The organism is Acidovorax sp. LjRoot129, assembly GCF_964253765.1.
In the GTDB taxonomy this organism is placed as follows: domain Bacteria; phylum Pseudomonadota; class Gammaproteobacteria; order Burkholderiales; family Burkholderiaceae_C; genus Acidovorax.
Map to the genome: position 1 here is coordinate 1498175 of NZ_CAXUSE020000001.1, position 21875 is coordinate 1520049.

Annotated in this window: 18 protein-coding genes and 1 pseudogene; 10 read left to right on the forward strand and 9 right to left on the reverse strand. The window is 63.0% G+C overall.

Annotated features, from left to right (window positions below):
* Positions 1–25: 25 nt before the first annotated feature.
* The 3 genes and pseudogenes from ACSQ3Q_RS06905 to ACSQ3Q_RS06915 form a co-directional block, all read left to right on the forward strand.
* Positions 26–178: pseudogene (locus tag ACSQ3Q_RS06905) on the forward strand (phosphoenolpyruvate carboxylase); the annotation flags it as partial.
* A gap of 2035 nt (positions 179–2213) precedes the next feature.
* Positions 2214–5309 (forward strand): RHS repeat-associated core domain-containing protein, encoded by a 3096-nt coding sequence (locus ACSQ3Q_RS06910; protein ID WP_436133664.1) that lies wholly within the window; start codon positions 2214–2216, stop codon positions 5307–5309.
* Positions 5297–5680, forward strand: a complete 384-nt coding sequence (locus tag ACSQ3Q_RS06915) for a type II secretion system protein GspG (RefSeq protein WP_436133665.1) — start codon at positions 5297–5299, stop codon at positions 5678–5680. The genes ACSQ3Q_RS06910 and ACSQ3Q_RS06915 overlap by 13 nt, the downstream gene beginning before the upstream one ends.
* A 492-nt stretch (positions 5681–6172) precedes the next feature.
* On the opposite strand, the gene ACSQ3Q_RS06920 is transcribed toward ACSQ3Q_RS06915, so the two are convergent.
* The 4 genes from ACSQ3Q_RS06920 to ACSQ3Q_RS06935 form a co-directional block, all read right to left on the reverse strand.
* A complete protein-coding gene (locus ACSQ3Q_RS06920) occupies positions 6173–6394 on the reverse strand; it encodes a hypothetical protein (RefSeq protein ID WP_436133666.1) in 222 nt (73 codons plus the stop codon).
* A 9-nt stretch (positions 6395–6403) separates the two neighbouring features.
* On the reverse strand, positions 6404–6565 hold the full coding sequence (locus tag ACSQ3Q_RS06925; RefSeq protein WP_436133667.1) for a hypothetical protein: 162 nt from the start codon (positions 6563–6565) through the stop codon (positions 6404–6406).
* A 272-nt stretch (positions 6566–6837) separates the two neighbouring features.
* Positions 6838–7131: a hypothetical protein gene (locus tag ACSQ3Q_RS06930; RefSeq protein WP_436133668.1), complete on the reverse strand. Its 294-nt coding sequence runs from the start codon at positions 7129–7131 to the stop codon at positions 6838–6840.
* A gap of 204 nt (positions 7132–7335) precedes the next feature.
* Positions 7336–8901, reverse strand: a complete 1566-nt coding sequence (locus ACSQ3Q_RS06935; protein WP_436133669.1) for an AI-2E family transporter — start codon at positions 8899–8901, stop codon at positions 7336–7338.
* 198 nt (positions 8902–9099) lie between these two features.
* On the opposite strand from ACSQ3Q_RS06935, the gene ACSQ3Q_RS06940 reads away from it, so the two are divergent.
* Together ACSQ3Q_RS06940 and ACSQ3Q_RS06945 are read left to right on the forward strand one after the other, a co-directional pair.
* Complete coding sequence (locus ACSQ3Q_RS06940) at positions 9100–9861, forward strand: hypothetical protein (protein ID WP_436133670.1); 762 nt, start codon at positions 9100–9102, stop codon at positions 9859–9861.
* Entirely contained in the window at positions 9858–10454 is a 597-nt protein-coding gene (locus ACSQ3Q_RS06945; protein ID WP_436133671.1) for a FlgO family outer membrane protein, read from the forward strand. Before ACSQ3Q_RS06940 ends, ACSQ3Q_RS06945 begins: the two co-directional genes overlap by 4 nt.
* Positions 10455–10575: 121 nt before the next feature.
* On the opposite strand, the gene flhC is transcribed toward ACSQ3Q_RS06945, so the two are convergent.
* From flhC to ACSQ3Q_RS06970, 5 genes are all read right to left on the reverse strand, one after another.
* Positions 10576–11145 (reverse strand): flagellar transcriptional regulator FlhC, encoded by a 570-nt coding sequence (gene flhC, locus ACSQ3Q_RS06950; RefSeq protein ID WP_436133672.1) that lies wholly within the window; start codon positions 11143–11145, stop codon positions 10576–10578.
* Positions 11146–11203: 58 nt separating this feature from the next.
* Positions 11204–11530 (reverse strand): flagellar transcriptional regulator FlhD, encoded by a 327-nt coding sequence (flhD, locus tag ACSQ3Q_RS06955; protein ID WP_056166924.1) that lies wholly within the window; start codon positions 11528–11530, stop codon positions 11204–11206.
* A gap of 469 nt (positions 11531–11999) precedes the next feature.
* Entirely contained in the window at positions 12000–12899 is a 900-nt protein-coding gene (locus ACSQ3Q_RS06960; protein ID WP_436133673.1) for a sulfurtransferase, read from the reverse strand.
* 98 nt (positions 12900–12997) lie between these two features.
* The gene (locus ACSQ3Q_RS06965; protein WP_436133674.1) at positions 12998–13909 is read right to left on the reverse strand and encodes a DMT family transporter; all 912 of its coding nucleotides are present in this window, start codon (positions 13907–13909) and stop codon (positions 12998–13000) included.
* A 161-nt stretch (positions 13910–14070) separates the two neighbouring features.
* Positions 14071–15225, reverse strand: a complete 1155-nt coding sequence (locus tag ACSQ3Q_RS06970; protein WP_436133675.1) for an aromatic ring-hydroxylating oxygenase subunit alpha — start codon at positions 15223–15225, stop codon at positions 14071–14073.
* Between the two features lie 309 nt (positions 15226–15534).
* Here ACSQ3Q_RS06970 and xseB point away from each other — a divergent pair, with 309 nt between their 5' ends.
* The 5 genes from xseB (at position 15535) to ACSQ3Q_RS06995 (ending at position 21765) form a co-directional block, all read left to right on the forward strand.
* Entirely contained in the window at positions 15535–15777 is a 243-nt protein-coding gene (gene xseB, locus ACSQ3Q_RS06975) for an exodeoxyribonuclease VII small subunit (RefSeq protein WP_436133676.1), read from the forward strand.
* A 35-nt stretch (positions 15778–15812) separates the two neighbouring features.
* Positions 15813–16775, forward strand: a complete 963-nt coding sequence (locus tag ACSQ3Q_RS06980) for a polyprenyl synthetase family protein (RefSeq protein WP_436133677.1) — start codon at positions 15813–15815, stop codon at positions 16773–16775.
* Positions 16776–16894: 119 nt separating this feature from the next.
* A complete protein-coding gene (dxs, locus tag ACSQ3Q_RS06985) occupies positions 16895–18778 on the forward strand; it encodes a 1-deoxy-D-xylulose-5-phosphate synthase (protein ID WP_436133678.1) in 1884 nt (627 codons plus the stop codon).
* Positions 18779–19236: 458 nt separating this feature from the next.
* On the forward strand, positions 19237–20319 hold the full coding sequence (locus ACSQ3Q_RS06990; RefSeq protein WP_436133679.1) for a TRAP transporter substrate-binding protein: 1083 nt from the start codon (positions 19237–19239) through the stop codon (positions 20317–20319).
* A gap of 363 nt (positions 20320–20682) precedes the next feature.
* Complete coding sequence (locus ACSQ3Q_RS06995) at positions 20683–21765, forward strand: TRAP transporter substrate-binding protein (RefSeq protein WP_436133680.1); 1083 nt, start codon at positions 20683–20685, stop codon at positions 21763–21765.
* The last annotated feature ends 110 nt before the right edge of the window (positions 21766–21875 follow it).

The following is a 21875-nucleotide window of genomic DNA, read 5'->3' on the forward strand; positions in this document are numbered from 1 at the left end:
ATCAAGCGCTAGCGGCCAATTTGGCCTCAAACACCGCTTTGTGTACATCGACCCGCTGCACCACTTGCAGGTAGAGCTGTTGCGCCGCCGGCGCGCGGGGCAGGGGGATGAAAGGGTGCAGACGGGGATTCATATTTCTATTAATGGGATTGCGGCGGGGTTGAGGAATACGGGGTGACCGGGTGACTGGTGCGATGGCGGTACATACGCTTGGTGATTACGATTTATAAAAAAATACCGGGAGGATTATGTTTAGATTGATGGTGTCGCTCGCGTTTCTTTTTTCTATCAATTGCGCGCAAGCGCAGTTGAAGATCATTCCTGCGGAAAAAGGCTATGTCCCGCCCTCTGGGAAAATATATCAGAGCATTGATGCGGCGTGTATTGCGGGAACCCAAGGGGATATCGATGTCCACAATATTACGCAAACGGATAATATTGCGTGTACGGCAGATAAATTTGTCGTCCAGAGACAGGTAAATACTGCCGCGTATGTTGGATATAGACCAGGGTCAGGCGACTGGAACGGTGCCTATGCTTGCCGTGTAAAATTCACGCATACCTTGGATATCATCGCACCGTCACCGTGCGAAGCTATGGCGATGCATGACTATTCCGAAGTTACTTCGGACAGAATCCCCGTCGCAGAGGTTCGAGTGTGCGATAGAGCCGGCGGGTGGAGCAAATATGGTGAAGACACCTGCATTAAATACGAAGATACCCACGAAAAGTCAAATGATGTTCCGGCGTGCGGCAATCCGACCCGTGTCGGGAGCGGGTGCAAGTTGGAATCATTTCCACTCGGCTGGCTAACCACCACGGGCAATGCGCTGCAAATTGAGGCGAGGTATGCAAATCAGTTCGGAAAGGGTGTCCAAGGCGTATTTGGTGAGCCCGGCTGGTTTCTCGATCCTCTTGATCGGCGGCTAAGCTTCAAATGGTCATCGTTAGAGATCCAGCCGCGGATAGTGGCGTCCCGTGGACACGGCGAAATAGAAACGTTTTTAATTGAACCTGACGGGACCTATAAATCAATGGAGTCCCAGATAAAGTTGCAAAAAGTCAACGGCATCTGGATTCGACTTGATTTCAAAGCTGGGGTAAGGGAGGAATACGATAGCGTAGGGAGAATCACTAAGATACGTTCCTTTGCAGGGGGCGGTGCAGATATTGTGTACCCCGCAGGAGACGCGTCCCTTCCAGAGAAAATAGTCAGCCTCTCTGGAGCCACTATTCACCTTGAGTATGCTTCGGATCGCCTGGTGCGGATGCGTCTGCAGGACGGACAGCACGTGTCCTTTGAGTATGAAAACCTGAGCGATATAGGTCGAAACATTGCGGGTACTTACCTGAAGTCGATTGGTTATGAAAATGGCACCTCAACGCGCTTTAGTTATTCTCCGGGCGCGCGATTGCCGATGCCGTTTGCCAATTCCGCGGACCCTGAGGGCAAAGAGGTCTGGGCCGTCCCTGCTGGCAGCGCTTCAGGCGGAGGGATGGTGGGAGTCATTTCCTCGAATGTATTTGGTCGCACCTTCTTCAACTTAACACGGGTCGTTGATGAGAGCAGCAACAGCTTCGCTAATTTTTCGTACGACGAGGACGGTCGGGTAATCACTTCCGAGCGTAATGGCGGGACTTATCGCCACGAGTTCTCTTATTCATCTACAAGAACTGATGTCACGAAGCCTCGAGGCTCCGTGAACGCCTTTGAAATGAATCGTGTAGGCGATCAAGTTCGATTAACCTCGACGGCAGAATATGAAGATTCAAGTGGAGCACAACTTTCGAGTCTTTTTTACTATCAATATGATGCGAAAGGCAATGTTTCCGAAATCATCAATGCGGGAGCGAACAGGGGCATACATGTCTCCCAGTGCTTCAAATACGATCCATTGACCGATAGGCCGTCGGCTTTGATCGAAGGAGGCATATGCCCCAGCGATTTGCAAACGTATGTGCCCTCCGGGGTCGAGCGGATGAGGAGTTTTCGATGGAGCGGGCCGCTGCGCACGCTTGCTGCGGCTGCGGAGCCTGGCAGAAGACTTACCTATGTTTATCACGCACAGCCAGACCCCACAAATGGCGGCGCGAGCGCATCCTGCGCGCCTGCAGGGGCACGGTTGCCTGACGGCACCCCACTTGCCCTGCTCTGCAAACTCGTTGTTCACGCTACGAACGACCCCCAAGGCGCGCTGGGTTTTAATGCCCCCGTGAGATCGGCTGAGCCATCCCGCACCACCAGCTGGACCTACCACCCCTCGGGCCTGGTAGCCACCGAGACCGCCCCCAACGGCGCTTTGTCCAGCTACGCCTACGACAGTGCAGGCAATCTCACCAGCACCACCAACGCCCTGGGCCACGTCAACACCTACACACACGACGGGGCAGGCCGGGTGCTCAGCCATACCGCCCCAACGGGCCTGGTGACCACCTACACCTACGACGCCCGCGGCCGGATGCTCACCTCCAGTGTGGCTGGGCGAGTCACCACGCTCACCTACCGCCCCAGCGGCCAGGTCGCCACCGCCACCTTGCCCCACGGCCATGTGGTCACCTACCAGTACGACGCAGCCCAGCGGCTGACCGGCTGGAGTGACAACCGGGGCGCCAGCGCCACCTACGTGCTGGACGGCATGGGCAACCGCACCTCCGAGGAAGTGCGCAACGCCCAAGGCCAGGCCGCCTGGACCCTGGCGCGCAGCATCAACAGCCTGAACCGCGTAGAGAGCACCACCGCAGGCCCTCAAGCCGCCACCACCTACGGCTACGACGCCAATGGTGACCTCACCAACACCACCAACGGCCTGGGCGAAGCCACCTCCTTGGGCCTGGATGCCCTGCGCAGAGTGCAAAGCATCACCAACGCCCAGAGCGCCACCGCCAGCCTGACCTACAACGCCCTGGACAGCGTCACCCAAGCGAGCGACTTCAAAGGCGTAGCCACCACCTACGAACGCGACGCGCTGGGCAACGCCAAGAGCGAAGCCAGCCCCGACGCCGGCACCCAAAGCGCCCAATACGACGCCCTGGGCCTGCCCAGCAGCATCACCGACGCCCTGGGCCGGGCCACCACCCTCGTGCGCGACAGCCTGGGCCGGCCCACCAGCATCACCCACGCGGCAGGCGCAGGCGCTGCCAGCCAGAGCACCACCCTGCGCTACGACCTGACCGGCAGCACCTACAACCAGGCAGGCCAGCCCAACGCCAGCAAAGGCTCCCTGAGCGAGATCGTGGATGCCAGCGGCACCACCACGTACCAGCGCGACTGGCACGGCCGCATCGTGCGCAAGACCCAACTGCTCAAGAACGGCAACAGCCGCAGCGTGGGCTACGGCTACAGCCCCTCGGGCCAGCTGGCCAGCATCACCTACCCGGACGGCAAGGTCCTGCAGCACCAGTACGACAGCACCGGCCAGCTCACCGCCCTTACCTGGAACAACCAACCCCTGGTCAGCGGCATCACCTGGAACCCTCTGGGCCAGCCCACCGGCTGGACATGGAGCCTGCAAGGAAGCAAAGGCAGCAGCAACCTGACCGTGGCCCGCAGCTACGACACCGCAGGCCAGCTCACACAAAGCGAGATCGCCAGCTACCAGTACAACGCCGCAGGCCGCATCGAGTCCCTCACCCAGAACTTGTGGGGCCCCGCCAGCACCAACCCGCTGGAGCAGACCGTGCAGGAGAGCCCTGCCACCTGGAGCGTGCAATACGACAGCGCCGGGCGCATTACCGGCTTCACCCGCCAGGTCCCAGCCAGCGCCCCAGCAGACGCGACCACCTACCAGTACGACGCCAACGGCAACCGCACCGCCAGCACCAGCGAACGCACCCTGGCGGGCAAACCCACCAGCACCAACCGCACCTACACCACCGACCCGGGCCACAACCAGCTGCTGGGGTTTGAGCAAACACAGACTGCCACCGACCCCCAAACGGGAGAAGTCAGCACCGCCACCACCAACGTGGCCTACAGCTACGACGCGGCCGGCGCCCAGCAAGGGGACGGCCTGTACGGCTACCACTACGACAGTGCGGGCCGGCTGGAGCGCATCACCTTGGGCACCGGTGCAGGCGCTCAGAGCGTGCAGTACGCCCACAACGCCCTGGGCCAGCGGGTGTTCAAGACCGAGGTGCTGGCAGGCGGCAGCACCAGCAGCAGCACCAGCCAAAGCACCACGAGCACCGGCAAGGGACAGATCACCCTGATGGGCGACGACGGTGATGACCAGGACGAAGCCCAGGCAGGCACCAAGACCAGCGTACTGCAGGACCTCAAGAACTTCTGGCTGCGCCTGTGGAGCCCACAGACCGACAGCAGCCAGGCCCATGGCCGGGCCTTTGTGTACGCAGAAGACGGCAGCCTGCTGGGCGAGTACCCCATGGAGAGCAACCCGGCCACCGCCCCCACCAAGGGAGCGCAGCACATCTGGCTGCCCACGGCCAACGGCCCGATGCCCATTGCAGTGGTGGGAGAAGGCCGGCAGTACGCAGTGCATGCGGACCACCTGAACACCCCCAGGCGCCTGACCCAGGAAGACGGCAAGGTGGCCTGGCAGTGGGCGTACTCCGCCTTTGGCGATGAGCAGCCGACCACGGCAGCGAACCGGTTCACCAGCGAGGGCACGAACCCGAGCACGGGATCAACGAGCGTGCCGGAAGTGCAATACAGCCTGCGGTATCCGGGGCAGTACTTCGACAGCGAGACGAACCTGCACTACAACTACTTCCGGAGCTATGACAGCAGGACGGGGCGGTATACGCAGGCTGATCCGATTGGGCTTGATGGGGGATTTGACAGATATGCGTATGTGGGGGGGAATCCGGTGAGCAAGCGAGATCCCTATGGATTGACTGAGTCCGATGTTCGCTTCATCTTCAATGACGTGATGAACTCATTTGGAGATTTGAAGCCAAGAACCTCAGGCATCTACTTCAGAGATATGCCCATCTCCGAAGATGGCGAGACAAGGTACAACGGGGATATCACGATAGCCAGTAGATTTGCGCAGATTGACTGCTTTACATTCGAACAGTTCGGCAAGATATTTGGAGTACTGTTCCATGAATCCATGCACAGCACCGACAACTGGATCACAGTGCTCCACGACGGGTTTGGCAATGGTGAAACAGCGAATCACGCAAGAATTTATCGCCGCCAAGCGTACGAGACCTTAAGGTCATCCACGCAACGAACCGATATCCCGAAAGGCGATTTGTGGGGAAGGCCGAGCAGTAAGCCGGTCGATATGAAAAGGCTGTACGAAAGGTATCGATCAAGGACGAAGGCGTGCGAATGTTTCCGCTAGCAAAGAAGCCGAAGATTTATTTGATTACAGCGGCGGTCTCGATAGCTGCTTCAATATTTGTGCTCGATAAATTCGGCGGCGTCAAGCATGAGCGTAGTCGCCACGAGACCTTGGAAAGGCTCGCCACGATAAATCTTGCGCTCGAACTCTTCAGGAAAGATGTCGGACGCTGTCCAACTCCGACCGAGGGGTGGCAACTGATCTTGAAAAAGTATGGGCTACCCCAATCCCACAGTACAGATCCCTGGGGAAATGACTTCTCGTATTCTTACGCTGAGGACGGCGCCAAGTGCGAGCTGTATTCAATTGGAGAGAACCAAATAGACGAAAGAATGAAGGGCGACGACATAGTGTTTAGGTCGCGGAGATGAAGTAGCGGCTGAAGGCATGACATGTCCCATCGGGCGGCGGTATGCCTTCGACTACGGGGGGCGGCTGCAACCTGGGCCGGACTCCAATCCTTCTCTTCGAGGAAAGCCTCACCCGGCCCGCCTTCGGCGGGCTCACGGCGTTATCGGGGGTCAGGTCTTGCCTTTTGCCTAAATCGCACAAAACGTGGCGCCTTTCGACCGTGTATTTAAAAGTGAAGTCCAGCGCGCCCACTCATGCTGGCTTGCAGTTATTGAAAATTCCTCAATTCCATAGCTGCCAGTGCTTACCCATAAAGCGCCAGAGGCCAATTTGGCCTCAAACCTAGCAACGCAAGCAGGCTTCGCGGCCTGTTTCTCTTTTAATCTAAATAAAAAAAGCCACCCGCCACCTCTGCCAGCCGCTAAAGCTGTGGGGTTCCGGGTGGCTTCTTCGTTTAGCCGCTGGGTTGATTGGTTGGCGCTACGTCCTCTTGCGCTCCACCTTGCTAGCCTTTACCGCCTTGGCGCTCCCCTTGGCTTGTCGTGCTCCAGCGGCAAGAACCCGATAGGCCGCTTGGACGGTGGCGGCTCGGGCGGCGTCACCTTCTCGGCCAACTCGCGCAGCGCCTCAAACACTTGGCGCAGTTGATTGCGCGTATTGCGGTCGTGCGAGAGTTCCAGCCGCTCGGTGGACAGTTCCAGCTCGGTCAACCGCGTGGCCAGATCGGCATGCACCGCGCTGGCCTAGCGCAGCTGCACAAACGCGCGCACCACATAAATCCCCATTTCCACCGCCTGGGCTGAGGCCAACACATTGGCCAGCGCCACCGCGCCGTATTCGGTGAACGCAAACGGCAGCGCTTTAGAAAATTTGAGTTTGTGGAGGTGATCACAGTTTGTGACCACCTCGGCCTTCTCGGTCGCGTCGAGCTGGAACGGGAAATCCAGCGAAACCGCCCCGCATTGCGCTGACGGGCGGATTCAGAAGGCGGATTCAAAAGTGAAATGCCAGTTGCACGCACTTCGCATGGAAGCGTGGCGCTTCTAAAACTCCTAAATTTATAGCTACTAACGCTTATCTTTCAAGCGCTGGCGGTCAATTTGGCTTCAAACCCGGCAAGACATGCCGGGTTCGCGGCAGGTTTGCACTCGTCCTTGACGCACCGAAGACTGTTTCCCTACTCGCTCACCAACTGGGAATACCGCCAATACCCCCATACCACGCCAAAGACTATTCCGATACCCATTCCCCATCCCGCGTGGACATCGAAGCCAAAAATCAGCAGTGCCATCACGCCGACACTGACCAAGGAAATCCAGAGCAGGGTGAAGAAATTGAAGTGGGCGACCGCGGTGGCATCCTCGCCTATGCCGCGCGTTGTGCTGCCACGCTTTTCGCGTTCGCGCCTGAACAGAAAAACATCGGCAACGAACTCGGCAATGCCAGTCAGAAAATCGGTCACGATGCTCATGGCGAATACATCCCCTTTGCGGTGGCACCCAGAATTATTCAATGCGGCTGCATTGGATTGTCTCCCCGGGTGATAGGGCAGACCAGGCGCAATGTACCTTGACGGGGGTGTCTTCACGGGTCTGGGTTGCTCACAAGGCTGCGAGCCCCGCGGTGTTCTCGCGCACGGGCGAGGCCGCCGCTTGATGAGGGCGGCCGTGGGGCCTCAATCCCCCAACAACTCCCCCACCGCCTTCAAATCCTCCACCCGGTCGCACACGGCCTTCACGGCCATCATCACCGGGATGCCCAGCAGCAGGCCCCACAAACCCCAGAGCCAGCCCCACACCAGCACGCTCACAAACACAGCCACGGGGCTCATGTGGCTAGTGCGGCTGGTGAGCCAGGGGGTGAGCAGGTTGCCCACCAGCGTGTGGATGACCAGCGATGCGCCGCCGATGGCCAGCGCCATGTCCAGGGTGCCGAACTGCAGGAAGGCCACCAGGGCTGAGGCGCCGGCCGTGAGGGCGGAGCCGATGTACGGCGCCAGGTTGAGCACGCCCGCCACCACACCCCACACGGCCGCGTTTTCCAGGCCCAGGGCCCAGTAGGCGAGGCCGGTTGCCACACCCACCAGCACGCTGGTGAACACTTGCACCAGCAGGTAGCGCTGAATCTGGTTGGTGATGTCTTCAAGCACGTGGATGGTGACCTTGCGCCGCTCCAGGCTGGAGCCCGCGATGCGCAGCAGCTTGTTGCGAAACAGGTTGCCTGATGCCAGGGCGAAGAAGGTGAGAAACACCACCACCGTGAGCTGCCCCACAGCCGACACCAGCCCCATGGTGCCGCTCCACAGGTAGTCGCGCACGTTGAACGGCGGGCGTTCGACCACCACGCGCTGCACACCGCGCCGAGGCGCCTGGTTGGCAGAGTTTTCGTTGGCGGCCTGCTCGATCTGGGTGGCGGCCTGCTGGACGGTGTCGAGCGGGCTGGTTGTGCCGGTGCGGGCGCGGAGGTTGTCGCGCACCTTTTTGGCGGCCACCGGCAGCGAGTCCACCAGCTGCGCGGCGCCGTCGCTGAGTGACCAGGCGGCGCTGGCCACGCTGGCCACGATGGCGATTAGCAGGATGCCGGCGCCCGCCCAGCGCGGCACGTGCCAGCGGCGCAGCATCTCAACGCCGGGCCGCAGCGCGGTGGTCAACAGCAGGCTGAGCATGATCGGGATGAACACGGCGCTGGCCCAGTGCAGCAGGGCAACACTGGCAAATACGGTCAACAGCGCGAGCGATAGGTTGCGCACGTCGACCGGCATGTGGAGCATGAGCGGGCCGGCCAGGGGCGACAGGGGAATGGCGGAGGACGCGTCTGCGGCGGCTGAGGAGACTGCAGGGATTGAGAGGTCGGCTGCTGCCGCTGCGGGGGCGCTCTGGGCGGAAGCGGTGCTGCGGCCCGGTGCCGTGCCTGCGGCGTTGTCGGCGTCGGTGTTGGTGTCGGTGTTGGTGTTGGTGTTGGTGTTGGTGTTGGTGTTGGTGTTGGTGTTGGTGTTGGTGTTGGTGTTGGTGTCGGTGTTGGTGTTGGTGTTGGTGTCGGTGGGCGCTGTACTCGGTGCTGCCGCGGCGGCATGCAGTGTGGATTCAACCGTGATCGCGTCAAGCGCCTGGGCCGGCAGTGGCGCTGCAGCAGCTGCGGCGCGGTCGGCGTCGTCGCTGGGCGGCATGGCTGCGCGTGGGGGCGGAACGGTCAAGGTGGAAGCGGTGGAAGAGGGCAGTGGGGCGGCAGCGGGCGCGGTCATGCGCGGATTGTGCTGCAGCCCTTGCCTGGGCACTGTAGGTGGCGACCCCAGCCATGCCAGCGCTGTGAACCCACAGAAACAGCGCCGCGAAACCCGCGCTTATTGCCCGATGGCGACGGCGCGAGCCTACTAGGATGGCGCGATGCCATTGCCTTGCCTGCACTCCATCCACCACCTGACGACAAAGGGGTCGTGCGCATGAAGAAACAATACCAACGCCCCTTCGCCGCGCTGCCCTTGGGGCGCGCCGCTGTCGCCGCAGTTGCGGCCCTGCTGCTGGCGGGATGCTCGTCCCTGGATGTGCCGCGTGCCGACAACTATCCGGTATCCAACCAGAAGAAGGCGCGCGCCGTGCACCACTGGGACGTGCTGGCCGATGACGTGGCCACCCGCGTGGCCGGCAAGATCAGCGCGTGGCCCGCGGGCGAGTACCCGATCTACGTGGCTCCCTCGGCGGGCGACACCAGCTTCAACAACGGATTTCGCAAGCTCCTCATCACGCGCCTTCTGGACCGCGGTGTGACCCTGTCCACCCAGCCCGCAGCCGTCACCCTGACGTTTGAGACGCAGCTGGTGCAGCACGAGTCGCGCGTCGTCAGCATGGGCCCCATGCCCTGGACGCGCCTGGCGCTGGGTGTGGGCGTGGCGCGCGACTGGTACCTGTACCACCAGAGCGCCGGATCGATGCTGGGTGGGGTCGTGGCGCTGGGGGCGATCACCGACCTCACGCAGTACGCAATCAGCGGCCCCGCTGCGGGCGGACCCACGCGCACCGAGGTGCTGATCACCACGTCGCTGGAGAGTGGCGACCGGTACCTGGCGCGCACAGCCGATGTCTATTACGTGGAGCAGGAAGACTCGGGCCTGTACAAGGCCAAGGCGCCAGAGCCGCCACCGCCTCCGCCCCCGGCACCTCCGCCCCCCACGCCGGTCAAGACCTGGCGGGTGGTTGCGCCATGACGGCCGCAGCATGGGGCGCAGGCCCCGGCCGCGCAGCGGCGGTGCGTTGGCTGGCGTGCGCTGGCTTCGTGCTGGGCTTGCAGGGTTGCGAGACCACCATGGTCAACCCCATGCACAGTTACTACTACGGCGACCGGGGCGCTGGCGCGTCGCGCACCAACCTGATTGCTGCCAATGAGCGGGCAACCGATGCGTTGCTGAAATACGCGCCGCTGGATGCCAACCAGCCCGTGCTGGTGGCCACGCTGGTCAACATCGACCGGCTCACTGAATCGTCGCGACTGGGGCGCATCTTCTCGGAGCAGATCGCCGGCCGCATGGTGCACCAGGGCCTGCGCGTGACGGAGGTGAAGCTGCGCGAAAACCTGCTGCTGCAGCGCGACCAGGGCGAATTGCTGCTGTCGCGCGAGGTGCGCGAAGTGAGCCAGGCGCAGGATGCGCAGGCCGTGGTCGTGGGCACCTATGCGGTGTCGACGTCGGTGGTGTACATCAGCCTCAAGCTGGTGAATCCGGTGGGCAACACCGTGGTGGCCGCGCACAACTATGCGGTGCCGATGGATGAGAACGTGCGGGCGTTGCTGGCCGGGCGCTGAGCGGTCGTTGGCGGAGGAACAAAAAAGCCCCATCCAAGGGGCTTTTCTTTGTTGCTATAAAAATAGTAGCTGTGAGCGCTTATCTAGCAAGCGCTAGGGCCTGCTTTGACTGAGAAATCGCTCAGTGCAGCATCAGCGCACCGGCCGTCTTGCTCTTGCCAGCGCGGGCGGGCGGGTTGCACAGGCCGCAGGTGAAGTGGCGGTTTTCGTACAGCTCGGTCACGAACTGGCCGCTGCACTGGCTGCACTTGGTGCGCGTGAGCATGCCGGCGTCCACGAACTTCACCAGGCGCCAGGCGCGGGTGAAGGACAGCAGGGGTTCGATCTCGGCCGTGGCGACCTGTTCGTTGTACAGGCGGTAGGCCTTGGTCAGCAGTTCCACCGAATCCAGGTCCACGCCCTTGGACAGGTATTCGTAGATGTTGAGGAACAGCGAGCTGTGGATGTTTTCTTGCCAGGTCAGGAACCAGTCGGTGGAGAAGGGCAGTTGGCCCTTCGATGGCGACTTGCCGGCGATTTCCTTGTACAGGCGAATCAGGCGTTCATACGAAAGCGTGGTCTCCGACTCCAGCACCTGCATGCGGGCGCCCATCGCGATCAGCATCGCAGCGCGTTCGATCTGCTTGGACTCGTTGAGAACGCTCTTGGCAGGGGCCTTGGCGGCTGCGACGGGTGGGGTGCTGGTGGACATGGCGGGCTTTCGGCGTGGGGAGGGGCGACGTGCGGGAGAAGCTGAAGGAAGTGCGGGTTCAGAGCACTTCAGACACGCGGCTGGCCATCAGGATGTTGGCGTGCAGGGTGTTGGTAGCTTCGTTGCCTACCTTCTTGGCCGAGTGGTTGGTCAGCAAACTCCACACCAGGTTGTCGTCCACCCGGAAGCTGCAAAGAAGCGTGTTGCGGGAGGCCAGTTTCATCACTTGCGCTGCGGACAGCGAAGCGAGAATATCGGCAGACTCTTCGTTCATGCCCAAGCGGAACACGGCTTCTGCCTTGTCCTGGCGAATCAGGGTCTGGGCCAGCATCAGGTAAGTGAGGTTGGCTTCGCGGATTTCAGCGAGGATTTGTTCGTTGGTCATGGCAGCTTCCTTTGTTCCAGTGCCCGGATCCTGCGTGGTCTGCTGGTTGCAGGGTTTGCGTGATCCGTTGAAATGGATTGTGAAACCGCCCCAATCAGAAATTAAGTCGGGGTTTGGATGTGCCGCGTGTCTGGTTGTGCGGTGGGCCATGTAGGAATTTGCCTTACAAGCCGCTCAGCACCTGTCCGGCAATTTCATTGGGCAGCGCATGCTGTGCCTCTGAGGACATTGGGCCGGATCTTGCTCATGGTTTTGATAGCGCCTGCAAAACCATCTTTTTCGCGCTTTAGCAACTGCAGGACCCTGAACCTGCCGCAGCGACCCGCCAAAACGGGGTTTGCGCCGGCCCCATCTACCCCTGATGCGACAAAGACGTGCTCAAGGCAATACTCGCCTGGCTCGTCACCCGCGCCGCATGCCACAACGCGGTGGTGGCGGGTATGCACCAGGGCCAGCTACCCTCGTGCACTCAGCCTTTTTCGACCGGACGCGCCGGGTCTGAACACCATTCGCTCCAGCTGCCCGCAAACAGCGCGGTGGGGCCCAAGCCCGCCACTTCCATTGCCAGCAGGTTGGGCACGGCGCTCACGCCACTGCCGCACTGGTGCACCACCGTGGCCGGATCGCGGCCGGCGAGCAGCGCGTCGAACTCCGCGCGCAGCACGGCGGCCGGCTTGAAGCGGCCGTCGCTGCCGATGTTCTCGACAAAAGGCCGGTTGAGGGCGCCGGGGATGTGGCCTGCCACCGGGTCCAGCGGCTCCACTTCGCCGCGAAAGCGTGCGCCAGCACGGGCGTCGATCACGTTCTGGGCGGGGCTGTGCAAGCCGGCCAGCACATCGCCCGCGGTGGCCAGGCGGCGCAGGGGCTCGCCCAGCTCGAAATTGGATTGGAAATGTGCAGGCTCTTCGCCGCTGGCCACTGCACCACCGGCGGCCTGCCAGGCCTGAATGCCGCCATCAAGCACGGCCACGGCGTCGTGGCCCGCCCACTTGAGCATCCACCACAGGCGCCCGCAGTAGTTGGCGCCCTGGCGGTCGTACACCACGGCCTGCATGTTGTTGGCAAAGCCCACGCTGGAGAGCCACATCGCAAAACGCTCGCGGCTGGGCAGCGGGTGGCGGCCGCCCGACGCGGGCTTGTCGGCCTCTTGGGCGGTCAGCGTGCCATGCGCGCCGGGCACACCGTGTTTAGCGCTCAGGTCGTTGTTGAGGTCGGCGTACACCGCGCCGGGGATGTGCGCCTGCGCGTACTGCTGCGCACCGGCCGAGGCCTGCATCAGATCAAAGCTGCAGTCGAACACCATGAGCGGCGCGCCGCTGTCGATCAGTGCCTGCAGTTCAGAAGCGGAGATGAGCGTGGTGTAGGTCATGGTGTGGGCCGGGTGCAGCAGGGGTGCCGCCAAGGTGCTGAATGAAAACGGGGCTCCATTGTGTCCAGTTGCGGGCGCGCTGGCGCGTCGACTTCGTATCAATGTTCTTCCGCCGGCGTGCCCGGTGCGGCACGTGCCCGCAAGATGGTCGCTGCGATGCCGCTGCCCACAATGAGCATCATGCCCAGCCAGGCAATGGGTGGCAGCTTGTCGCCGAACAAGGCCACGCTGTAGACCGCCGCGAACACGATGCCCGAATACTGAAGGTTGGCCACCACCAGCGTGCCGCGCTGCGTCTTGGCGCTGGCGTAGGCCTTGGTCATGCACAGCTGGCCGCCGGCGGCCAGGATGCCGATGGGCAGCAGCCACAAGGCCTGCCAGCCCGGCCATGCCGAGGTGCCCGTGAACAGCATCGCCCCGCCGCCGGCCACCGCCGAGCCCAGCGCAAAGTAGAAGACCGTGCGCGACTCGGGCTCGCCCAGGCGCGACAGCGCCACCACCTGCATGTAGGCAAACGCGGCGGTCAGCCCCGACATCAGGCCGATCATTCCGGCGAAGGCCTGGTTCTGGTCGAGGCTGGGGCGCAGCATCAGCACCACGCCGACAAAACCCGTGAGCACGGTTGCGATCAGCGTGCCCTGCAGCGCAGGGCGCGGCGCCGCGGCCGAGGGCCGCCATGCCAGCAGCGTGCCGCCGACGAGGAAGGCCGCGATCCACACGCTGCTCATGTAGTTGAGCGTCATGGCCGTGGCCAGCGGCAGGTGGGCGATGGCATAGAACCATGCACCAAGCGACACCACACCCACCAGGCTGCGCCATGCGTGCATGCCTGGGTACTGCGTGGCCAGGGTCACTTTTTGTGATCGCGCCAGCAGCCAGAGGATGAGCATGCCGATGAGGCCGCGGTAGCACACCAGTTCGGCCGAATTGAAGAAGGCCGAGGCGAACTTGACGCACACGCCCATGCTGGCGAACAGGAACGCGGCCAACACCATCCACAGGGCTTGCATCGGGTCGTGACTTCTTGAAATGCACTGCGCGCCGGGGTGGCATGCAGCGCAATGTTTGAAATGAAAATAGCCGCCAGCGCTTATTTTTTAAGCACCGGCAGCTATTGTAATGAGAGCAGGTTGTGGCAGGCCTGCAGATTGGCGGGGTTTTGCGGCGGTGTTCAGCGCTTTGGCGCAGCGCGGTCGATGCTGCTGGAGTCCATCGCCTGCCGGTACCACTCATGAAAGTGCTGCATGCCATCTTCCATCGGGCTTTGGTAGGGGCCGACCTCGTTGTCGCCGCGTGCCAGCAGGGCCTTGCGCCCGGCGTCCATGCGCTCGCCGATCTCGTCGTCCTCAATGCAGGTTTCCATGTACGCGGCCTTCTGCGCCTCGACGAACTCGCGCTCGAACGCGGCGATCTCCTCGGGGTAGTAGAACTCCACCATGTTCATGGTCTTGGTCGGGCTGATGGGGTGCAGCGTGGACACGGTGAGCACGTGCGGGTACCACTCGACCATGATGTGCGGGTACAGCGTGAGCCAGATGGCGCCGTATTTGGGCGGCTTGCCTTCGCGGTAGGCCAGCAGGGCCTCGTGCCAGCGCTCGTACACGGGGCTGCCGGCCTTGCCCAGCCGGTTGGCCACGCCCACGGTCTGCACCGAGTAGTTCTTGCCGAACTCCCAGCGCAGGTCGTCGCAGGTCACGAAGCTACCGAGGCCCGGGTGGAAGGGGCCCACGTGGTAGTCCTCCAGGTAGACCTCGATGAAGGTCTTCCAGTTGTAGTTGCACTCGTGCAGCTCCACGTGGTCGAGCACATAGCCGCCAAAGTCCAGGTCGGCGCGCGGGCCCATCTGGGCCAGGTCGGCGGCCACGTCGTAGCCGTTGTCTTCAAACAGCAGGCCGTTCCACTCGCGCAGCGGGTAGTTGTTGAGGTTCAGGCATGGGTCGTCGGCAAAATGCGGCGCGCCCAGCAGTTCGCCCTGGGGGTTGTAGGTCCAGCGGTGCAAGGGGCACACGATGTTGCCGCCCGCGTGGCCCTTGCCCTGGCCCATGAGCGAGCCCTTGCCCTTGAGCATGACGGCCTGGCGGTGGCGGCACACGTTGGAGACCAGCTCGATGCCGCCCTGGGCATTGCGCACCAGCGCGCGGCCCTCGCCCTCCTGGGGCAGTGCGTAGTAGTCGCCGGGGTTCGGCACGCTGAGTTGGTGCCCCACATAGCGGGGCCCGCGCTGAAAGATACTGGCTAACTCGCGCTGGAACAGCGCATCGTCAAAGTAGCTTGAAACTGGTAGTTGGCTTGCGGCCTGCTGCAGTTGAAGACTTAAATCAGACATGGGTGACCTGACCTAAAGACTCCCCACAGGGAGGTGCGCCGGTGCGCATCTGGAAAAAAGAAACCGGCTACGGTGGGGTAGCCGGTGAGGGAATGGGATTATAGGTGGTGGGGTTATTCCCGCACCTCAGCTACGTGTATTGAAAGCGTCGTTCTAGATGCCCATCCAGCCAGGAGGCGGACCGCGCCAACGTTGGGCGGCGGTGAGCGTATCAAGGGAGCGCCGACCCATTGCGCTGTATTGCCCCCTGCACGATGGGGGTGCGCCTAAAATGACCGGTTTTTTCACCCGCGCTCAGCCGCCCCCTCCATGCCTAAGGCCCCCGCCACCCCCGCGCCACCTTCCGAACCCGCCAGCTACGAAGCGGCGCTGGAAGAGCTGGAGCAGCTTGTGGCCCGCATCGAGTCGGGCCAGTTGCCGCTGGACCAGATGCTGGCCGGCTACCAGCGCGGCGCGGTGCTGCTGGCGTTTTGCCGCCAGCGCCTTGAGGCCGTTCAGGACCAGATCAAGGTGCTGGACGAAGGCCAGCTCCAACCATGGACCCAGGAATGAGTGCAGTGCCCGCGCCGTCAGACCCGCAATCAGTCATGAGCCTCCCGCCGTTCGACGTCGCGCCGTGGACCCAGAACCACCTCGCCCGTGTAGAGCAGGCCCTCTCGCAATGGGTGGGCGACGGTGCACCCGCGGGCCTGGGCGATGCCATGCGCTACGCGGTGCTCGATGGCGGTAAGCGCCTGCGACCGCTGCTGGTGCTGGCTGCGTACGAGGCGGTGTGCAGCGCGGCCGTCGCCTCCTCTGACAAGGCCCCACAGGCAGCAACGTCCGAAGCAGCGCTGCGGGCGTCAACAAGCGAGGCGGCCCTGCGGGCCGCGTGTGCGGTCGAGCTGATCCATGCCTATTCCCTGGTGCACGACGACATGCCGTGCATGGACAACGACGTGCTGCGCCGTGGCAAGCCCACCGTGCACGTGCAGTTTGGCGAGGCCCAGGCGCTGCTGGCGGGCGATGCTTTGCAGGCGTTTGCGTTCGAGCTGCTCACGCCCGATGACAGCGCCATTTCCCCCGCCACGCAGGCCACGCTGTGCCGCCTGCTGGCGCGTGCCGCGGGCTCGGCTGGCATGGCGGGCGGGCAGGCCATCGACCTGGCCAGCGTGGGCGTGGCATTGACCGAAGACCAGTTGCGCCAGATGCACCGGCTCAAGACCGGCGCACTGCTGCAGGGCAGCGTGCTCATGGGTGCTGTTTGCGGCGCTGCTGCGCAGCCTGCGTACCAGGCGCTGTCGGCCTACGGCGCGGCCATGGGGCTGGCGTTCCAGGTGGTCGATGACATCCTGGATGTGGTCTCCGACTCGGCCACCCTCGGCAAAACGGCTGGCAAGGATGCCGCCGCCGACAAGCCTACCTATGTATCGCTGCTGGGCCTCTCGCGCGCCCAGGCCTATGCGCAGGAGCTGCTGCAGGAGTCGCATGCCGCGCTGGCCCAGAGCGGCCTGCCCGACACCCGCGCCCTGGCGGCTCTGGCCGACATGGTGGTACGCCGGTCCAACTGAGCAATGATGGACCCGGTGCACCGCCTGCCTTCGCGCCCGCCCATGGTGATGAAATTTCATATGAAATTGGCCTCCAGCGCTTGATTGGTAAGCACTGTTAGCTATTAAAATAATAGTACATGTCCACGACGCACTTCCCCCTGCTGCAGAACATCAACGACCCGGCAGACCTGCGCGAGCTTTCGCGTGCAGACCTCAAGGCACTGGCCACCGAGCTGCGCGAGTTCGTGCTGCAGAGCGTCTCGCAGACCGGCGGGCACCTGAGCTCCAACCTGGGCACGGTGGAGCTGACCGTGGCCCTCCACCATGTCTTCAACACCCCTGAAGACCGGCTGGTGTGGGACGTGGGCCACCAGACCTACCCGCACAAGATCCTCACCGGCCGGCGCGACCGCATGCACACGCTGCGGCAGATGGGCGGCATCTCGGGCTTTCCGCAGCGCGCCGAAAGCCCGTACGACACGTTCGGCACGGCGCATTCCAGCACCAGCATTTCAGCAGCACTGGGCATGGCCCTGGCGGCCAAGCGCAAGGGCGAAAGCCGCCACGCGGTGGCCATCATCGGCGACGGCGCCATGACGGCCGGCATGGCGTTCGAGGCGCTGAACAACGCCGGCGTGGCCGACTGCAATTTTCTGGTGGTGCTCAACGACAACGACATGTCGATCAGCCCGCCGGTGGGCGCGCTCAACCGCTATCTGGCACAACTCATGAGCGGCCAGTTCTACGCGGCCGCCAAGAACGTCGGCAAGACCGTGCTCAAGCCCGTGCCCCCACTGCTGGAGCTGGCCAAGCGCTTTGAGCAGCAGGCCAAGGGCATGGTCGTGCCTGCCACGCTGTTCGAGAAGTTCGGCTTCAACTACATCGGGCCGATCGACGGGCACGACCTTGATTCGTTGATCCCGACGCTCGAAAACATCAAGAGCCTGAAGGGCCCGCAGTTCCTGCACGTGGTCACCAAAAAAGGCCAGGGCTACAAGCTGGCCGAGGCCGACCCTGTGGCCTACCACGGCCCGGGCAAGTTCGACCCCAGCGTGGGCCTGACGAAGCCCGCTACGCCACCCAAGCCCACCTTCACCCAGGTGTTTGGCCAATGGCTTTGCGACATGGCCGCGCAGGACATGCGCCTGATGGCTATCACCCCCGCCATGCGTGAGGGCTCGGGCATGGTCGAGTTTGAAAAGCGCTTCCCCGACCGCTATTTCGACGTTGGCATCGCCGAGCAGCATGCCGTGACGTTTGCCGCCGGCATGGCCTGCGAGGGCGTCAAGCCCGTGGTGGCGATCTACTCCACGTTTTTGCAGCGCGGCTACGACCAACTGATCCACGACGTGGCGCTGCAGAACCTGCCCGTCGTCTTCGCGCTGGACCGCGCGGGCCTGGTGGGGGCCGACGGCGCCACGCACGCGGGGGCGTATGACATCCCCTTCGTGCGCTGCATTCCCAACATGAGCATGGCCTGCCCGGCGGACGAGCGCGAATGCCGCCAGCTGCTGTCCACCGCGTATGAGCAGAACCACCCCGTGGCCGTGCGTTATCCGCGCGGCAGTGGCGCGGGCGTGGCGCCGCTGGCGGGTCTGGAAGGCTTGCCTTTCGGCAAAGGCGAGATCCGGCGCGAGCGCCAGGGCACTGCGCCCGACGCCCCGCGCATCGCCATTCTCGCCTTCGGCACGCTGCTGTACCCGGCCCTGCAGGCGGGTGAGGCACTCGATGCCACCGTGGTCAACATGCGCTGGGCCAAGCCCATTGATGAGGACCTGCTGCGCGATGTGGCCGAGCGCCACGATGCGCTGGTCACGCTGGAGGAGGGCGCCATCCAGGGCGGCGCCGGCAGCGCTGTGACCGAGGCGCTCAATGCCATGGGCGTCGTGCGCCCCGTGCTGCAACTGGGCCTGCCGGATGTCTTCATCGAGCATGGCGAGCCGGCCAAGCTGCTGGCCCTGCAAGGGCTGGATGCCGCGGGCATCGCGCAATCCATCCGGCGCCGTTTCCTCACGGCCTGATTCGCTGCGGCCCTGCTGCGGCGTTGTGTTCAGTTGATCGCGGCCGACTGCTCCTAACCGCTGCACGCTGCTTGGCGCGCACAAAGCTGCGCGGCTGCTCGCCGTCGCTGTTTTCATGCCGCGTGCATGAATGACTCGGCGACTGTGAAGCGCGCATGTCTTTGCCCAAAGCCATGCGCCCAGGCTTGATGCTCCCTTGTTCGGCATCGAAGGTGGGGCCGATAGCCTTCTGTGCCGTTGCCCGTTGCCCGTTGCCCGTTGCTGTCGCCTGTGACGCTGCGGTGCGTTTGTTCAGGCACCATCGCGATACGCCGCAGAGCGCGGGAAAACCTAGAGGGCTGCCCACACCCCCGCCTCCTACAATTGCGACAAAAGGCAACAGGCCGAGGCTGGGGCGGGCGCAGTGGCAAGCGCTGCCCTGCATTCCGACCGGCACAACCCGTCTGGAGACACGTTTTATGGATCGCCGTTCTCTCATCAAGCACACAGGCATCGCGGGGGTCTTGGCCGCCGGCGCAGCGCCGGCGGTGTTTGCCCAGGCGTCCATCCGGTGGCGGCTTGCATCGAGTTTCCCCAAGTCCCTGGACACGATCTACGGCGGCGCCGAGGTGTTTGCCAAAGCCGTCAGGGGGATGACCAACGGCCGCTTCGAAATCTCCGTGCACGCTGGCGGTGATCTGATGCCCGCGTTTGGCGTGGTGGACGGCGTGCAGGGCGGCACGGTCGAGATGTGCCACACGGTGCCCTATTACTTCTACGGCAAGAGCCCTGCGTTCGCGCTTGGATCGGCCATTCCGTTCGGCTTCAACGCCCGCCAGATGAGCGCGTGGATGCTGCACGGCAACGGCCGCAAGCTCATGGACGAGTTCTACGCCGGCTTCAACATGGTGAGTTTTGCGGCCGGCAACACCGGCACGCAGATGGGCGGCTGGTACCTGCGCGAGATCAAGAGCCCGAGCGACTTCAAGGGCATGAAAGTGCGCGTGGGCAGCGGCTTGGTGGGCGACGTGATGGCGCGCCTGGGCGCCGTGCCGCAGAACCTGCCGGGCGCAGAGATTTATCAGGCCCTGCAAAAGGGCACCATTGATGCGGCCGAATGGGTGGGGCCCTACGACGACCAGAAGCTGGGGTTCAACAAGGTCGCGCCGTTCTACTACTACCCCGGCTGGTGGGAAGGCGGCCCCGAGGTCGACCTCTTCGTCAACAAGAAAGCGTTTGATGGGCTGTCTTCGGACAACAAGCTCATCATCGAGGCTGCGGCCTCCATTGCGCATGCGGACATGCTCGCCAAGTACGACGCGCTCAACCCCACGGCCTTGAAACAACTGGTGGCCGCTAAGACTAAGGTGCTGCCGTTCTCGCAAAGCGTCATGGACGCGGCCTTCAAGGCATCGATGGAAGTCTTTGCGCACAACGATTCCATCAACGCCGATTGGAAAAAGATCTACGGCGACATGCGCAACTTCCAGCGCGACCAGATCCTGTGGTTCCGGTTTGCCGAGGCGCGCTACGACACGTTCATGTCGGCGCAAAAAATCTGACAACCCCCTGAGGCGCTACGCGCCTTCACCCCTTCTCTCAAATGCTGCGCCATTCGGGAAGGGGGACGCAGCCGGTGCGGCGGGGCGGCCCTCGCACGGCTGCCCTGGCAGGGGGGCGCGCCAGTTTCAACCGTCTGCGGTGGCGCTGGCGCGCTGTGAACTCATAGGCTTTGTTGACTGGTCGGCGCCGATGCTTGCAGAACCCTGAAGCCCTCAGTCCAGGGACGGGCTTTCACGGGAAAACCCGCAAATACGGGGAGGGGCATGTTCCTACAATCAATTTCGGTCACAAGGTTCTTGGGGCCTGGGCACACAACTGCCCAGCGTGCCAAGTTTTGCAATTGAGTTTTCGGAGATAAGCACATGGATCGTCGTTCAATCATCAAGCACGCAGGCATCGCGGGCGTGCTGGCCGCAGGTGTCGCGCCTGCCGTTCACGCGCAGGCCGCAGTGCGCTGGCGCCTGGCTTCCAGCTTCCCCAAGCCCCTGGACACCATCTATGGCGGCGCCGAAGTGTTTGCCAACGCGGTCAAGGCCATGTCGGGCGGCAAATTTGAAATCTCGGTGCACGCTGGCGGCGAACTGATGCCTGCCATGGGCGTGGCAGACGGCGTGCAGCAGGGTTCGGTGGAGATGTGCCACACCGTGCCGTACTACTTCTACGGCAAGAACCCCGCGTTCGCGCTGGGCTCGGCCATCCCCTTTGGCCTGAACTCGCGCCAGATGAACGCGTGGATGATGCACGGCAACGGCCGCAAGCTCATGGACGAGTTCTACGCAGGCTACGGCATGATGAGCTTTGCAGGCGGCAACACCGGCACGCAGATGGGTGGCTGGTACCGCAAGGAAATCAAGTCGGTGGCTGACCTCAAGGGCCTGAAGATGCGCCTGGGTGGCGGCCTCGTCGGCGAGGTGATGACCAAGATGGGCGTGGTGCCCCAGAGCCTGCCTGGCGGCGAAATTTATCAAGCGCTGGAAAAGGGCACGATCGATGCGGCCGAGTGGGTCGGTCCTTACGATGACCAGAAGCTGGGCTTCAACAAGGTGGCGCCTCACTACTACTACCCCGGCTGGTGGGAAGGCGGTCCTGAAGTGGACTTCTTCGTCAACCAGAAGGCATTCGACGCACTGTCGCCCGAAAACAAGGCCATCGTCCAGGCTGCTTCGTCGCACGCCGCGGTGGACATGCTGGCCAAGTACGACGCCCGCAACCCCGTCGCATTGAAGCAGCTGATCGGCGCCAAGATCAAGCTCCTGCCTTTCACCAAGGACGTGCTGGACGCCTCGTTCAAGGCATCCCAAGAGGTGTATGCCGAGAACGATGCCAAGAGCCCCGAGTGGAAGAAGATCTACGCAGACTTCCGGAACTTCCAGCGCGACCAGGTGGCATGGTTCCGCGTGGCCGAAGGCCGTTTCGACAGCTACATGCAAACCGTCAAGCTCTGAGCTTTTGCGCCTTGCGGCGCAGGCTCCGTGCAAAGCAAAAAACCGCGCTACGGCGCGGTTTTTTTATGGGTGTCTTTTGCAGGGACAGCGTGGAGCTTGGATTAATTATT

What these genes read in the sequence shown, in the direction of transcription:
- ACSQ3Q_RS06915 (WP_436133665.1), top strand. Translation starts at nt 5,297, where the DNA reads ATGTTTCCGCTAGCAAAGAAGCCGAAGATTTATTTGATTACAGCGGCG.
- ACSQ3Q_RS06930 (WP_436133668.1), bottom strand. Translation starts at nt 7,131, where the DNA reads ATGAGCATCGTGACCGATTTTCTGACTGGCATTGCCGAGTTCGTTGCC.
- ACSQ3Q_RS06935 (WP_436133669.1), bottom strand. Translation starts at nt 8,901, where the DNA reads ATGACCGCGCCCGCTGCCGCCCCACTGCCCTCTTCCACCGCTTCCACC.
- ACSQ3Q_RS06940 (WP_436133670.1), top strand. Translation starts at nt 9,100, where the DNA reads ATGAAGAAACAATACCAACGCCCCTTCGCCGCGCTGCCCTTGGGGCGC.
- ACSQ3Q_RS06945 (WP_436133671.1), top strand. Translation starts at nt 9,858, where the DNA reads ATGACGGCCGCAGCATGGGGCGCAGGCCCCGGCCGCGCAGCGGCGGTG.
- flhC (WP_436133672.1), bottom strand. Translation starts at nt 11,145, where the DNA reads ATGTCCACCAGCACCCCACCCGTCGCAGCCGCCAAGGCCCCTGCCAAG.
- flhD (WP_056166924.1), bottom strand. Translation starts at nt 11,530, where the DNA reads ATGACCAACGAACAAATCCTCGCTGAAATCCGCGAAGCCAACCTCACT.
- ACSQ3Q_RS06960 (WP_436133673.1), bottom strand. Translation starts at nt 12,899, where the DNA reads ATGACCTACACCACGCTCATCTCCGCTTCTGAACTGCAGGCACTGATC.
- ACSQ3Q_RS06965 (WP_436133674.1), bottom strand. Translation starts at nt 13,909, where the DNA reads ATGCAAGCCCTGTGGATGGTGTTGGCCGCGTTCCTGTTCGCCAGCATG.
- ACSQ3Q_RS06970 (WP_436133675.1), bottom strand. Translation starts at nt 15,225, where the DNA reads ATGTCTGATTTAAGTCTTCAACTGCAGCAGGCCGCAAGCCAACTACCA.
- xseB (WP_436133676.1), top strand. Translation starts at nt 15,535, where the DNA reads ATGCCTAAGGCCCCCGCCACCCCCGCGCCACCTTCCGAACCCGCCAGC.
- ACSQ3Q_RS06980 (WP_436133677.1), top strand. Translation starts at nt 15,813, where the DNA reads ATGAGCCTCCCGCCGTTCGACGTCGCGCCGTGGACCCAGAACCACCTC.
- dxs (WP_436133678.1), top strand. Translation starts at nt 16,895, where the DNA reads ATGTCCACGACGCACTTCCCCCTGCTGCAGAACATCAACGACCCGGCA.
- ACSQ3Q_RS06990 (WP_436133679.1), top strand. Translation starts at nt 19,237, where the DNA reads ATGGATCGCCGTTCTCTCATCAAGCACACAGGCATCGCGGGGGTCTTG.
- ACSQ3Q_RS06995 (WP_436133680.1), top strand. Translation starts at nt 20,683, where the DNA reads ATGGATCGTCGTTCAATCATCAAGCACGCAGGCATCGCGGGCGTGCTG.